This is a genomic window from Streptomyces sp. STR69 (genome assembly GCF_024519455.1).
Lineage (GTDB): Bacteria > Actinomycetota > Actinomycetes > Streptomycetales > Streptomycetaceae > Streptomyces.
Genome location: NZ_JALJRY010000048.1, coordinates 41,682 through 52,994, shown reverse-complemented (window position 1 = coordinate 52,994; position 11,313 = coordinate 41,682). Strand labels below are relative to the sequence as shown.

Below are 11,313 nucleotides of genomic sequence, written 5' to 3'. Positions count from 1 at the left end.
GTGTGAGACCGACTCCGGGTGCTGCCCGGTGCCGCTGGTTCGGGTGTTTGTCGGCAGTGTGCCGGGACTGGGCGCGCGGGGGCGCGGTAATGTCGCGTGTATCCATCGGGAAGGGGCTTTCTTCCTAGGTGGTCAGGCCCTCGCCATGGGATTGCCGTCCCGGCGAGGGCCGTCGTATGTGTGCTGTCTGTCTGCGGTTGTGTTGCGCTGAGCTTGATCTTTAAGTTGTTACTGTCGAACGCTTTTCGTACGCGTTCGCTCGGCCGGGTAATTCCCGCATGTCAGGGCGGCCTTCGCCTGATCCTGTGTTCCGGATCAGGAAACACACGGGACCAGCACGAAGGCCGTGGACATGAGTGTGCTGCAACTTGATGCCCGGCGGGACGCATTCGCCTGGGCGTCACACTTCAGGGACATCTTCCATGCATGTCTGACTGCGCGGGGCGACGCGCTCTTCGAGCTCACCGACGCGCTGCTGTGCGTAGAGGGGCCGGTCACCACACCGGTCGATCTGACCCTGACCGCCGAGCACCGGCGTGGGCACGGCGCCATGTACGACGCGCTGAACCGCGGCCGGATCGACACTGCCCGGCTCGGCCGACTGCTGGCCGCGCTGCCGCAGCCCACAGCCGCGCACGGACGTCTCGTGCTGGCGGTCGACGTGACCAACTGGCTGCGCCCGGACGCACCCTGCAGCCCGGAGCGTCTGTTCTGCCACGTCTACGGCCGCAGCGGCCGCGCTTCGGACCAGCTCGTTCCGGGGTGGCCGTACTCCTTCGTCGCCGCGCTGGAGAGCGGCCGGACCTCGTGGTGCCAGCTCCTGGACGCCGTCCGGCTCGGCCCCGCCGACGCCGTGGCCGAGGTCACCGCCGTCCAACTGCGCAGGGTCGTGGAGCACTTGATCTCGCAGGAGCGGTGGCGTGAGGGCGATGCGGACATCCTGATCGTCTGCGATGCCGGCTACGACGCCCCGCGCCTGGCTTACCTCCTTGACGACCTGCCTGTGGAAGTACTGGCACGACTGCGCTCGGACCGCGTGATGCGTCGTCCCGCGACACGGGCGACCGCGTTGCCGCAGGGCGGGAGAATCCCCAAACACGGTCCGGAGTTCCGCCTGGCCAAGCCGGAGACCTGGGGCGAGCCGGACGCTGCCACGGTGCAGGCCACCGAACGCTACGGACTGGCCCGGACCATGGCCTGGGATCATATCCATCCACGGTTGCGACACCTGTCCGCGTGGATCGACCACAACGGCGAACTCCCGGTACTCAACGGCACGTTGATCCGGCTCGAAGTCGACCACCTGCCTGGTGACACCACCCCTGTTCCGGTCTGGCTGTGGTCCTCCAGGACGGGGCTGACCTGCACGGATGTCGACATCCGGTGGCAGGCGTTCTTGCGCCGCTTCGATCTCGAGCACACCTTCCGCATGATCAAGACGACGCTCGGCTGGACCCGCCCCCAGCTCCGCAGCCCCGATGCCGCAGACCGCTGGACCTGGCTCGTCATCGCCGCCCACACCCAACTCCGGCTCCTCCGCGCTGCCGCTGCGGACCTCCGGCGTCCCTGGGAGAGGCCTGCCGAGCCCGGCCGTCTCACCCCGGCCCGAGTTCGGCGAGGGTTTCGGAACCTCCGCCCGCACTTGGCATGCCCGGCCCGTGCCCCGAAACCCTCCCACCCCGGCCCCGGCCGCCCCCTCGGCTCCAAGAACAGACAGCCCGCGACCAGGCACGACGTCGGCAAAACCGTGAAACGGGCCGACACCTTCGGAGAGCACGTTCGGTTGAAGACTTAAAGATCAAGCTGAGCGTAGATCACGCAACCCGTCCGGAATCCAGGCCAGTTGGCGATGTTCACCCACATGGGTGAGTGGCTGACTCGGCGGCCGGGAGGGTGGGGTGGGGTTTGGTGGGGGTTCTTTCACCGTCGTGGTTCTTGGGAAAGAGCGCCCCTCGCACCGGAGCACGAGGATCCGTGCTCCGGTGCCGGTACGAGGTCCAGTTCCGCCCAGATCGTCTTGCGCGGGAGCGGTTCCCGGGTGACGCCCCAGCGGTCGGCGAGCGCCTCGACGATGAGGAGTCCCCTGCCGGACTCGGCGTCTGCGGCAGGGTGTTGGGGGCGGGGCGGACGGTCGCCGCAGGTGTCGGTGACCTCGATGCGCAGGGTGCCGCCGACGACGTAGAGCGTCAGTCTGAAGTCCCGGCCCGGTACGCGGCCGTGCGTGGCCGCGTTGGCCGCCAGCTCGGCCACGACATGCTCCGCCGGGTCCAATGGGAGTTCCCAGTCGCGGAGTTGCCGTACCGCCAGCAGGCGGGCCTGGCGGGCTCCGCGGGGTGTGGATGGCAGGAGTGCGCTGAAGTTGCGGGCAGCGTTGGGGAGTTGGGCCTCGGGCTCGACGGTTTCTTGATTCATGTCACTCAGCGTGGCCGACCGTGCTTGCCTTGACGTGCGATGACGCCTGTACGTATCCGCGCTGTCCCGTCGTTGTCTCGCGTTGTCTCGGCTGTCTCGGACGACCTACGGGTACTGGTGCGCGTTGGAGGTGGGTGGCGATGAGTGACGACAGCGTGAGCAACGAGAACGAAGGCGTGGATGAGGCCGGCTGGGACCTCGAACCCGGCGATGAGAGCGCGCCGTTGGTGGAGGCCGTGGGCCGGTTCATCAAGTTCTGCCGGGAGCGAGCCCGGATGACGGTGGCCGACTTCGCCCAAGTCATGGGATACGGCGAGGACATGATCCGCAAGATCGAGCGCGGGGCGCGGATTCCCCGGGTGGAGTTCCTGGACCGTGCCGACGACGTCCTGAACGCGGGCGGGCATCTGCGGGCGTTCAGTGAGGATGTGGAGAAGGCCCAGTACCCGAAGAAGGTGCGGGATCTGAAGAAGAAGGAGGACATGGCGGTCGAGCTTCAGCTGTACAGCAACCACAACATTCATGGGTTGTTGCAGACACCGGAGTACGCGCGGGCGCTGCTGGGGACGTGGCGGCCGGCGTACTCGCAAGGCGAACTGGAACGCATGCTGGCAGGACGTATGGCGCGCAAGTCCATCTTCGAGCGCGAGCCCGCGCCTGAACTGAGCTTCGTGCAAGAAGAGGTGACGCTGCGCCGCCCGGTCGGAGGCACAATGGTGCTGCGCCGACAGCTTGAGCACATGCTGGAGGTGGCTCAGTTGCCTTACGTGGAACTCCAAGTGATGCCAACGGCCCGCGCGAGCCACCCTGGAACGGGCGGGCGGATCCAGGTGCTGAAGTTCGCCGACGGTTCGGGGGCAGGGCGTATGGACGACGATTTCGGGGGCCGACCGGTCGACAACCCTAGGCAGCTACGGGTCCTTGAACTGCGGTATGGCATCATCCGGGCCCAGGCTCTCACGCCAGAGGAGTCGCTGGCCTTTATCGAGCAAGTGCTGGGAGAAACATGATCCGCAAGGCTTCTGAGTTGCTGTGGTTCAAGAGCAGCTACAGCGACAGCAGCAACGGCAACGACTGCGTCGAGATAGCCACCACCCCCCACACCATCCACGTCCGCGACTCCAAGAACACCCAGGGCCCCCGCCTCACCCTCGCCCCCACCGCCTGGACCGACTTCGTGGCGTACGCCGCCGAGTAGCACCAAGTCGGCCGGTCCAGGCAGGCAGTCGGTCAGAGGGAGCCGTCCCTTACGGGTTCACCACCTTGCCTCCGAACGTCACCGCGAGGCTGCCGCCCGAGGCGAAGGACCAGCCCAGGCTTCCGGAGTAGGACGAGCACCGCGCCCCGTTCGTCCCCGTCCAGAACTGGTTCGAACTGTCCGCGTCCCCCACCGTCTTGTCGTTCGAGCCGCTGACGGAGAACCGGCACGACGTGTTCGTACGGAACACCGAAGTCCCCGTGTCGAACGAGAAGTTGCGCTCCGCGTTGTCGATGCCGACGTTGTTCGAGATCGTCATCGTGCCGGGGTTGCTGTTGTAGGTGAACCCGTGATGGCCGTTGCCGTAGGCGATGTCGTGCCGGACGACGTGGTTGACGGCGATGTCGTCGCCGCCGAGCTTGTAGCCGTTGCGGTCGCCGTTCGCGTTCTGGGTGCCGTCAGTGAGGGTGCCGTTGCCGTAGGAGAGGGAGTACTCGATGGTCACCGGGCCGATGGCGCCGGTGTCGGTCTTGGTGTAGAGGTCCCAGCCGTCGTCGATGTTGTTGTGGGAGACGTCGTAGCGGAAGACGTTCCCGGTGCCGGTGGTGAGCTTCGAGGCGAAGCCGTCGGCGTTCTCGCCGCCGGAGTCCTCGTTGTCGTGCGACTCCGAGCTCACGATCAGGTTGTTCGAGGGCCAGGACGAACTCGGCGTGCTGGAGGAGATGCGGCCCAGCTGCAGGCCCGTGTCGCGGTTGTACGACGTCACCGTGCGCTCGATGACGTTGTTGCTGCCTCCGATGTAGATCCCGTTGTCTCCTGCGTGCGACACCGTGAGGCCGTAGACATGCCAGTAGTTGGCGTACAGCTGCAGCCCGCGGTTCGACGAACTCTCGCTCTGCGCCGAGAAGTTGAGGACCGGGGTCTCGCCGGAGTAGGCGGTCAGGGTGGTCCGAGCGCTCGACGTGCCGTCGCTGCCCACGGGGACGGTGACGGTCGACGAGTAGTTGTACGTCCCGCCGCGCACATAGATCGTGCCGCCGGACGCGATGCGGCTGATCGCCGTGGCGAGGGTGGTGGGGGCGGAGAGGGTGCCGGCCGCGCTCGCGGTGCCGGTCGGTGACACGTACTGGGTGGCGCTCGCGGCCTGCGCCGGGGTGCCGGAGAGTGCTACGAGCGTGCCGGCCACCAGGCCGACACACGCCATGACTGGTCTCGCTTGCATCGTTCTGCCTCCAGGGTCGTCCCATGACCAGGGGTTGCAGGGGTTCCGTGCAAGGGAAAGCGCTTTCCCGCGTTCTCGTCAGGGACCGTAAGCGCTTGCTGCAGACGCGTCAATGGACGTGTGCTTGATTCTTATTCACAGGGGTGAACGCCGATGGAGGCTGGGTGAGACGCGCGCTGGGGGCATGTGTTTGACCTGCGTCACTCCAGGGGTAATCTCTACGCCCCGATTGGCCAGCCCCCTGCCCCATATGGCAGACTGTCCGAGTTGCTCGGTCGAGTGTTGATGCTGCGCGCCTCCCGTCGGGAGGACCGGAAGCGAGTCCCACGGTACTCGTCGTCCCCAACTGCCTTACGGCAGCGCTGGGGCGGACGTACGGGAATCTTTCGGGAAGTGTCAGTGCGGCGCCGGCCAGGCACCCGGTGGGCTTCTTCGCCCTCGGCTTGCGGTTCCGGAAGGGCCGTGCTTTCCCAGCTGGGAAGTTCCGTATATGGGACTTCTGTGTCGGTGAGAGCGCGACACACCCGACCGCGTGGGTCGGAGGAATCGAAGAGATGAGAGCAGAAGGGCTCAACCGGGGTGCAGAGCGTTACTAGAGACAGGACTACTGAGTAGCCATGGCGGGACAGAAGATCCGCATCCGGCTCAAGGCCTACGACCACGAGGTCATCGACTCCTCGGCGAAGAAGATCGTCGAGACGGTGACGCGCACTGGTGCGTCGGTCGCGGGCCCGGTGCCGCTGCCCACTGAGAAGAACGTGTACTGCGTCATCAAGTCGCCGCACAAGTACAAGGACTCGCGCGAGCACTTCGAGATGCGCACGCACAAGCGCCTGATCGACATCCTCGACCCCACCCCCAAGACCGTTGACTCTCTGATGCGACTCGACCTCCCGGCCGGTGTCGACATCGAGATCAAGCTCTAGGGGTCGGTGAGCTGAAGATGGCTAAGCAGATCAAGGGCATCCTGGGCGAGAAGCTCGGCATGACGCAGGTTTGGGACGAGAACAACCGTGTTGTTCCCGTGACTGTTGTCAAGGCCGGACCCAACGTCGTGACCCAGGTCCGTACGAATGACTCCGACGGCTACGAGTCGGTCCAGATCGCCTTCGGCGAGATTGACCCGCGCAAGGTGAACAAGCCCCTCAAGGGTCACTTCGCCAAGGCCGATGTCACGCCGCGTCGCCACCTCGTCGAGATCCGCACCGCGGACGCCTCCGAGTACACGCTCGGCCAGGAGATCACCGCTGAGGTGTTCGAGGCCGGCGTCAAGGTCGACGTGACCGGCAAGAGCAAGGGCAAGGGCTTCGCCGGTGTCATGAAGCGCCACAACTTCCGTGGCCTCGGCGCCGGCCACGGTGTCCAGCGCAAGCACCGCTCTCCCGGCTCCATCGGTGGCTGTGCCACCCCGGGCCGTGTGTTCAAGGGCGTCCGCATGGCGGGCCGCATGGGCAACGAGCGGGTCACCACCCAGAACCTGACCGTTCACGCTGTTGACGCGGAGAAGGGACTGCTCCTCATCAAGGGAGCCATCCCGGGTCCGAACGGCGGCCTCGTCCTGGTCCGTACCGCGGCCAAGGGGGCCTGAGGACTATGAGCACCATTGACATTCTGTCGCCCTCCGGCGACACCGCCGGGACCGTTGAGCTCCCGGCCGAGATCTTCGACGTAGAGAAGATCAGCATCCCGCTGCTTCACCAGGTCGTCGTCGCACAGCTGGCCGCCGCCCGTCAGGGCACGCACAAGGTCAAGCGTCGTGGCGAGGTCCGCGGTGGCGGTAAGAAGCCGTACCGCCAGAAGGGCACCGGCCGCGCCCGTCAGGGTTCGACCCGCGCCCCGCAGTTCGCCGGCGGTGGCGTCGTCCACGGCCCCACGCCGCGTGACTACTCGCAGCGGACCCCGAAGAAGATGAAGGCCGCGGCCCTGCGCCACGCCCTCACCGACCGGGCCCGCAACGCTCGCATCCACGTCATCACCGGCGTGATCGAGGGCGAGACCCCCTCCACCAAGGCCGCCAGGAGCTTCCTCGGCAAGGTCAGCGAGCGCAAGAACGTGCTCCTGGTCATCGAGCGCTCCGACGAGGCCGCGCTGCTTTCCGCGCGCAACCTGCCCCAGGTCCACATCCTGGAGCCGGGCCAGCTGAACACGTACGACGTTCTCGTCTCGGACGACGTGGTCTTCACCCAGGCCGCTTTCGAGTCCTTCGTGTCTGGCCCCCAGGCCGCTGACACCGAAGGGAGCGAAGCCTGATGGCTACGCGTCACCCGAGCATTGCCTCCAAGGCCGCCAAGGCCAAGAAGGTCGCACGCATCGCCAAGGCGAAGCGCCACGAGACCGAGGGCAAGAACACCGTCGAGACGCCGATCAGCAAGTCGTTCACGGACCCCCGTGACGTGCTGCTGAAGCCGGTCGTCTCGGAGAAGAGCTACGCGCTCCTCGACGAGGGCAAGTACACCTTCATCGTCGCCCCGGGCGCCAACAAGACCCAGATCAAGCAGGCCGTCCAGGCGGTCTTCGAGGTCAAGGTCACCGGGGTCAACACGATCAACCGTCAGGGCAAGCGCAAGCGCACCAAGACCGGTTTCGGTCAGCGCGCGGGCAGCAAGCGCGCGATCGTGACCCTCGCTGAGGGCGACCGTATCGACATCTTCGGCGGTCCGGCCGCGTAAGCGGGTCGGATCGTCCGATATCGGACGAGGACTGAGAAATGGGAATCCGCAAGTACAAGCCGACTACGCCGGGCCGCCGTGGCTCCAGCGTCGCCGACTTCGTCGAGGTCACGCGGTCCACGCCGGAGAAGTCGCTGGTCCGCCCGCTGCACAGCAAGGGCGGCCGTAACAATTCCGGTCGTGTGACCGTTCGCCACCAGGGTGGCGGACACAAGCGCGCCTACCGCGTCATCGACTTCCGTCGCCATGACAAGGACGGCGTGCCGGCGAAGGTTGCGCACATCGAGTACGACCCCAACCGCACCGCGCGCATCGCGCTGCTGCACTACGCGGACGGCGAGAAGCGCTACATCCTCGCCCCGCGCAACCTGCAGCAGGGCGACCGTGTGGAGAACGGTCCCGGGGCCGACATCAAGCCGGGCAACAACCTGGCGCTCCGCAACATCCCGGTCGGTACCACGATCCACGCGATCGAGCTCCGTCCCGGTGGCGGCGCCAAGTTCGCCCGCTCCGCCGGTGCCTCCGTGCAGCTGCTCGCGAAGGAGGGCACGATGGCCCACCTTCGTATGCCCTCCGGTGAGATCCGCCTGGTCGACCAGCGCTGCCGCGCCACGGTCGGCGAGGTCGGCAACGCCGAGCAGAGCAACATCAACTGGGGCAAGGCCGGCCGCAAGCGCTGGCTCGGCGTTCGCCCGTCCGTCCGTGGTGTCGCGATGAACCCGGTCGACCACCCGCACGGTGGTGGTGAGGGCAAGACCTCCGGTGGTCGCCACCCGGTCAGCCCGTGGGGTCAGAAGGAGGGTCGTACTCGTTCGCCGAAGAAGGCTTCGAACAAGTACATCGTCCGCCGCCGCAAGACGAACAAGAAGCGCTAGGAGCGGGTTTAGATGCCGCGCAGTCTCAAGAAGGGACCCTTCGTCGACGGACACCTCATCAAGAAGGTGGATGTCCAGAACGAAGCCGGTTCCAAGAACGTCATCAAGACCTGGTCCCGCCGCTCGATGATCGTCCCGGCCATGCTCGGCCACACGATCGCGGTGCACAACGGCAAGACCCACATCCCGGTGTTTGTCACCGAGTCGATGGTCGGCCACAAGCTCGGCGAGTTCTCGCCGACGCGCACCTTCCGGGGTCACGTCAAGGACGACCGGAAGTCGAAGCGCCGCTAGCGCGGGGTGACTGACCATGACAAACACTGAAGGGACAACCATGGAAGCCAGGGCCCAGGCGCGGTACATCCGCGTCACGCCCATGAAGGCCCGCCGCGTGGTGGACCTCATCCGTGGCATGGACGCCACGGAGGCTCAGGCGGTCCTGCGTTTCGCCCCGCAGGCCGCGAGCGTGCCGGTCGGCAAGGTGCTTGACAGCGCCATTGCCAACGCCGCACACAACTACGACCACACCGACGCCGGCAGCCTCGTCATTTCCGAGGCGTACGTCGACGAGGGTCCGACCCTGAAGCGGTTCCGGCCGCGTGCCCAGGGCCGCGCCTACCGGATCCGCAAGCGGACCAGCCACATCACCGTGGTCGTCAGCAGCAAGGAAGGAACCCGGTAATGGGCCAGAAGGTTAACCCGCACGGGTTCCGGCTCGGCATCACCACGGACTTCAAGTCCCGGTGGTACGCCGACAAGCTGTACAAGGACTACGTCAAGGAAGACGTCGCCATCCGTCGGATGATGACGTCCGGCATGGAGCGCGCCGGCATCTCGAAGGTTGAGATCGAGCGCACCCGTGACCGCGTGCGTGTGGACATCCACACCGCTCGCCCGGGCATCGTCATCGGCCGCCGTGGCGCCGAGGCCGACCGCATCCGCGGCGACCTGGAGAAGCTGACCGGCAAGCAGGTCCAGCTCAACATCCTCGAGGTCAAGAACCCGGAGACGGACGCTCAGCTGGTGGCTCAGGCCGTCGCCGAGCAGCTGTCCTCCCGCGTCTCCTTCCGCCGTGCCATGCGCAAGAGCATGCAGTCGGCGATGAAGGCCGGCGCCAAGGGCATCAAGATCCAGTGCGGTGGCCGCCTCGGCGGCGCCGAGATGTCCCGCTCGGAGTTCTACCGCGAGGGCCGTGTGCCCCTGCACACGCTCCGCGCGAACGTCGACTACGGCTTCTTCGAGGCCAAGACGACCTTCGGCCGTATCGGTGTGAAGGTCTGGATCTACAAGGGCGACGTCAAGAACATCGCCGAGGTCCGCGCCGAGAACGCCGCTGCCCGTGCGGGTAACCGCCCGGCTCGCGGTGGCGGCCCGGGCGGCGACCGCCCGGCCCGTGGCGGTGGCCGCGGTGGCGAGCGTGGCGGCCGCGGCCGCAAGCCGCAGCAGCAGTCCGCGCCGGCTGCCGAGGCCCCCAAGGCCGACGCTCCCGCCGCCGCTGCCGCTCCGGCTGAGAGCACCGGAACGGAGGCCTGACCGAAATGCTGATCCCCCGTAGGGTCAAGCACCGCAAGCAGCACCACCCCAAGCGTCGTGGTCAGGCCAAGGGCGGTACGCAGGTTTCGTTCGGCGAGTACGGCATTCAGGCCCTCACGCCGGCGTACGTGACGAACCGTCAGATCGAGGCCGCGCGTATCGCGATGACCCGCCACATCAAGCGTGGCGGCAAGGTCTGGATCAACATCTACCCGGACCGCCCGCTCACGAAGAAGCCCGCCGAGACCCGCATGGGTTCCGGTAAGGGTTCTCCCGAGTGGTGGATCGCGAACGTGCACCCGGGCCGGGTCATGTTCGAGCTGTCCTACCCCAACGAGAAGATCGCCCGTGAGGCCCTCACTCGCGCAGCCCACAAGCTGCCGATGAAGTGCCGGATCGTCAAGCGCGAGGCAGGTGAAGCGTGATGTCGGCCGGTACCAAGGCGTCCGAGCTGCGCGAACTGGGTGACGAGGAGCTTCTCAACAAGCTCCGCGAAGCCAAGGAAGAGCTGTTCAACCTCCGCTTCCAGGCGGCGACCGGTCAGCTCGAGAACCACGGTCGGCTCAAGGCCGTCCGGAAGGACATCGCGCGGATCTACACCCTGATGCGTGAGCGCGAGCTGGGCATCGAGACGGTGGAGAGCGCCTGATGAGCGAGAGCAACGTGACTGAAGAGCAGACCGCTTCCCGCGGCTTCCGCAAGACCCGTGAGGGTCTCGTCGTCAGCGACAAGATGGACAAGACCGTCGTCGTCGCCGTCGAGGACCGCGTGAAGCACGCGCTGTACGGCAAGGTCATCCGCCGTACGAACAAGCTCAAGGCCCACGACGAGCAGAACGCCGCAGGCGTCGGCGACCGCGTCCTCCTCATGGAGACGCGTCCGCTGTCCTCGACGAAGCGCTGGCGCATCGTCGAGATCCTCGAAAAGGCCAAGTAACTTCCTGCGGGCAAACCCGCAGGTCAGTTCCGCCAGGCTCCAACAGGGCTGATTACTCAGCCCTGTTGGGGAACCGGCAGACGATCAGGAGATAGACGTGATCCAGCAGGAGTCGCGACTGCGCGTCGCCGACAACACTGGTGCGAAGGAAATCCTTTGCATCCGTGTGCTCGGTGGCTCCGGTCGCCGCTACGCGGGCATCGGTGACGTCATCGTCGCCACCGTCAAGGACGCGATCCCCGGTGGCAACGTGAAGAAGGGTGACGTCGTCAAGGCCGTCATCGTTCGCACCGTGAAGGAGCGCCGTCGTCCGGACGGCTCGTACATCCGCTTCGACGAGAACGCCGCCGTCATTCTGAAGAACGACGGCGACCCTCGTGGCACCCGCATCTTCGGCCCGGTCGGGCGCGAGCTGCGCGAGAAGAAGTTCATGAAGATCATCTCGCTGGCTCCGGAGGTGCTGTAAGC

17 protein-coding genes are annotated in these 11,313 nt (G+C 66.5%); 15 read left to right on the top strand and 2 right to left on the bottom strand.

Annotation, left to right across the window (positions count from 1 at the left end; all coding sequences use genetic code 11):
* Positions 1 to 352: 352 nt before the first annotated feature.
* Complete coding sequence (locus tag OC490_RS47050; RefSeq protein ID WP_262064205.1) at positions 353 to 1,795, top strand: NF041680 family putative transposase; 1,443 nt, start codon at positions 353 to 355, stop codon at positions 1,793 to 1,795.
* Between the two features lie 125 nt (positions 1,796 to 1,920).
* On the opposite strand, the gene OC490_RS47045 is transcribed toward OC490_RS47050, so the two are convergent.
* Complete coding sequence (locus OC490_RS47045; RefSeq protein ID WP_262064204.1) at positions 1,921 to 2,412, bottom strand: ATP-binding protein; 492 nt, start codon at positions 2,410 to 2,412, stop codon at positions 1,921 to 1,923.
* Positions 2,413 to 2,552: 140 nt separating this feature from the next.
* Here OC490_RS47045 and OC490_RS47040 point away from each other — a divergent pair, with 140 nt between their 5' ends.
* Together OC490_RS47040 and OC490_RS47035 are read left to right on the top strand one after the other, a co-directional pair.
* On the top strand, positions 2,553 to 3,422 hold the full coding sequence (locus tag OC490_RS47040; protein ID WP_262064203.1) for a helix-turn-helix domain-containing protein: 870 nt from the start codon (positions 2,553 to 2,555) through the stop codon (positions 3,420 to 3,422).
* Positions 3,419 to 3,610 (top strand): DUF397 domain-containing protein, encoded by a 192-nt coding sequence (locus OC490_RS47035; protein ID WP_262064202.1) that lies wholly within the window; start codon positions 3,419 to 3,421, stop codon positions 3,608 to 3,610. The genes OC490_RS47040 and OC490_RS47035 overlap by 4 nt, the downstream gene beginning before the upstream one ends.
* 49 nt (positions 3,611 to 3,659) lie before the next feature.
* Here the strand turns inward: OC490_RS47035 and OC490_RS47030 are convergent, their stop codons facing one another.
* Positions 3,660 to 4,832 (bottom strand): right-handed parallel beta-helix repeat-containing protein, encoded by a 1,173-nt coding sequence (locus OC490_RS47030; RefSeq protein WP_262064201.1) that lies wholly within the window; start codon positions 4,830 to 4,832, stop codon positions 3,660 to 3,662.
* 617 nt (positions 4,833 to 5,449) lie between these two features.
* Here OC490_RS47030 and rpsJ point away from each other — a divergent pair.
* The 12 genes from rpsJ to rplN all read left to right on the top strand — a co-directional run bounded on the left by rpsJ (position 5,450) and on the right by rplN (position 11,311).
* The gene (gene rpsJ / locus OC490_RS47025; RefSeq protein WP_003948644.1) at positions 5,450 to 5,758 is read left to right on the top strand and encodes a 30S ribosomal protein S10; all 309 of its coding nucleotides are present in this window, start codon (positions 5,450 to 5,452) and stop codon (positions 5,756 to 5,758) included.
* 17 nt (positions 5,759 to 5,775) lie between these two features.
* On the top strand, positions 5,776 to 6,420 hold the full coding sequence (gene rplC / locus OC490_RS47020; RefSeq protein ID WP_262064200.1) for a 50S ribosomal protein L3: 645 nt from the start codon (positions 5,776 to 5,778) through the stop codon (positions 6,418 to 6,420).
* Positions 6,421 to 6,425: 5 nt separating this feature from the next.
* The gene (gene rplD, locus OC490_RS47015; RefSeq protein ID WP_019072286.1) at positions 6,426 to 7,082 is read left to right on the top strand and encodes a 50S ribosomal protein L4; all 657 of its coding nucleotides are present in this window, start codon (positions 6,426 to 6,428) and stop codon (positions 7,080 to 7,082) included.
* Positions 7,082 to 7,501: a 50S ribosomal protein L23 gene (rplW, locus tag OC490_RS47010; RefSeq protein ID WP_019055516.1), complete on the top strand. Its 420-nt coding sequence runs from the start codon at positions 7,082 to 7,084 to the stop codon at positions 7,499 to 7,501. The genes rplD and rplW overlap by 1 nt, the downstream gene beginning before the upstream one ends.
* Positions 7,502 to 7,539: 38 nt before the next feature.
* Positions 7,540 to 8,376, top strand: a complete 837-nt coding sequence (gene rplB, locus OC490_RS47005; protein ID WP_262064199.1) for a 50S ribosomal protein L2 — start codon at positions 7,540 to 7,542, stop codon at positions 8,374 to 8,376.
* A gap of 12 nt (positions 8,377 to 8,388) precedes the next feature.
* A complete protein-coding gene (gene rpsS / locus OC490_RS47000; RefSeq protein WP_019055518.1) occupies positions 8,389 to 8,670 on the top strand; it encodes a 30S ribosomal protein S19 in 282 nt (93 codons plus the stop codon).
* Between the two features lie 40 nt (positions 8,671 to 8,710).
* Positions 8,711 to 9,058, top strand: a complete 348-nt coding sequence (rplV, locus tag OC490_RS46995) for a 50S ribosomal protein L22 (protein ID WP_006604878.1) — start codon at positions 8,711 to 8,713, stop codon at positions 9,056 to 9,058.
* Positions 9,058 to 9,909, top strand: a complete 852-nt coding sequence (gene rpsC / locus OC490_RS46990) for a 30S ribosomal protein S3 (RefSeq protein ID WP_093627312.1) — start codon at positions 9,058 to 9,060, stop codon at positions 9,907 to 9,909. The genes rplV and rpsC overlap by 1 nt, the downstream gene beginning before the upstream one ends.
* 5 nt (positions 9,910 to 9,914) lie before the next feature.
* Positions 9,915 to 10,334, top strand: coding sequence for a 50S ribosomal protein L16 (gene rplP / locus OC490_RS46985; protein WP_010986348.1), 420 nt, complete (start codon positions 9,915 to 9,917; stop codon positions 10,332 to 10,334).
* Positions 10,334 to 10,558, top strand: a complete 225-nt coding sequence (gene rpmC, locus OC490_RS46980) for a 50S ribosomal protein L29 (RefSeq protein ID WP_005481220.1) — start codon at positions 10,334 to 10,336, stop codon at positions 10,556 to 10,558. The genes rplP and rpmC overlap by 1 nt, the downstream gene beginning before the upstream one ends.
* Positions 10,558 to 10,845: a 30S ribosomal protein S17 gene (rpsQ, locus tag OC490_RS46975; RefSeq protein ID WP_019055521.1), complete on the top strand. Its 288-nt coding sequence runs from the start codon at positions 10,558 to 10,560 to the stop codon at positions 10,843 to 10,845. Before rpmC ends, rpsQ begins: the two co-directional genes overlap by 1 nt.
* Before the next feature lie 97 nt (positions 10,846 to 10,942).
* Positions 10,943 to 11,311 (top strand): 50S ribosomal protein L14, encoded by a 369-nt coding sequence (gene rplN, locus OC490_RS46970; protein ID WP_003998823.1) that lies wholly within the window; start codon positions 10,943 to 10,945, stop codon positions 11,309 to 11,311.
* Positions 11,312 to 11,313: the final 2 nt, after the last annotated feature.

Bases quoted from the DNA above. Each gene is read 5' to 3' on its own strand.
- OC490_RS47050 (WP_262064205.1), top strand. From the start codon at position 353: ATGAGTGTGCTGCAACTTGATGCCCGGCGGGACGCATTCGCCTGGGCG.
- OC490_RS47045 (WP_262064204.1), bottom strand. From the start codon at position 2,412: ATGAATCAAGAAACCGTCGAGCCCGAGGCCCAACTCCCCAACGCTGCC.
- OC490_RS47040 (WP_262064203.1), top strand. From the start codon at position 2,553: ATGAGTGACGACAGCGTGAGCAACGAGAACGAAGGCGTGGATGAGGCC.
- OC490_RS47035 (WP_262064202.1), top strand. From the start codon at position 3,419: ATGATCCGCAAGGCTTCTGAGTTGCTGTGGTTCAAGAGCAGCTACAGC.
- OC490_RS47030 (WP_262064201.1), bottom strand. From the start codon at position 4,832: ATGCAAGCGAGACCAGTCATGGCGTGTGTCGGCCTGGTGGCCGGCACG.
- rpsJ (WP_003948644.1), top strand. From the start codon at position 5,450: ATGGCGGGACAGAAGATCCGCATCCGGCTCAAGGCCTACGACCACGAG.
- rplC (WP_262064200.1), top strand. From the start codon at position 5,776: ATGGCTAAGCAGATCAAGGGCATCCTGGGCGAGAAGCTCGGCATGACG.
- rplD (WP_019072286.1), top strand. From the start codon at position 6,426: ATGAGCACCATTGACATTCTGTCGCCCTCCGGCGACACCGCCGGGACC.
- rplW (WP_019055516.1), top strand. From the start codon at position 7,082: ATGGCTACGCGTCACCCGAGCATTGCCTCCAAGGCCGCCAAGGCCAAG.
- rplB (WP_262064199.1), top strand. From the start codon at position 7,540: ATGGGAATCCGCAAGTACAAGCCGACTACGCCGGGCCGCCGTGGCTCC.
- rpsS (WP_019055518.1), top strand. From the start codon at position 8,389: ATGCCGCGCAGTCTCAAGAAGGGACCCTTCGTCGACGGACACCTCATC.
- rplV (WP_006604878.1), top strand. From the start codon at position 8,711: ATGGAAGCCAGGGCCCAGGCGCGGTACATCCGCGTCACGCCCATGAAG.
- rpsC (WP_093627312.1), top strand. From the start codon at position 9,058: ATGGGCCAGAAGGTTAACCCGCACGGGTTCCGGCTCGGCATCACCACG.
- rplP (WP_010986348.1), top strand. From the start codon at position 9,915: ATGCTGATCCCCCGTAGGGTCAAGCACCGCAAGCAGCACCACCCCAAG.
- rpmC (WP_005481220.1), top strand. From the start codon at position 10,334: ATGTCGGCCGGTACCAAGGCGTCCGAGCTGCGCGAACTGGGTGACGAG.
- rpsQ (WP_019055521.1), top strand. From the start codon at position 10,558: ATGAGCGAGAGCAACGTGACTGAAGAGCAGACCGCTTCCCGCGGCTTC.